The 385-nt window shown below is 64.7% G+C and carries 1 protein-coding gene; it reads right to left on the bottom strand.

Annotated features, from left to right (window positions below; all coding sequences use genetic code 11):
• A partial coding sequence (locus AC3G2T_RS38865; protein WP_488438837.1) for an AMP-binding protein occupies positions 1-385 on the bottom strand: 385 nt, incomplete at both ends.

Raw genomic sequence — 385 nt, 5'->3', positions numbered from 1 at the left:
GGGATGACCGGATAATGCACATCCGGCTCGCAGTCGAAGTACGACACGTCCACCGTCGCTTCCGTCGGTCCGTACAGGTTGATCAGCCGCGCGCGGTTCACCCACGCTACCGCCTGCTGGAACCGGGTCACGTGCTGCGGCGGCAATGCTTCGCCGCTGGCGAATACTTGGCGCAGCGTTCCCAACTGCCCGGCCAGCTTCGCTCCCGGCTGCTGTTCCGCGTAATCGAGGAACGCGTGCAGCATCGCAGGCACGAAGTGCATCGTCGTCACGCCGCTGCGCTCGATCGTTTCCAAAATCCGCTCGGGGCTCTTCTCGCCCCCGACGGACAGCAAGCACATGCTGGAGCCGACCATCGCCCACCAGAACAGCTCCCACACCGACA

This window comes from Paenibacillus sp. sgz302191 (assembly GCF_057749925.1).
The sequence above is the reverse complement of the archived record's forward strand: the minus strand, read 5'-3'. Positions and strand labels throughout refer to the sequence as shown.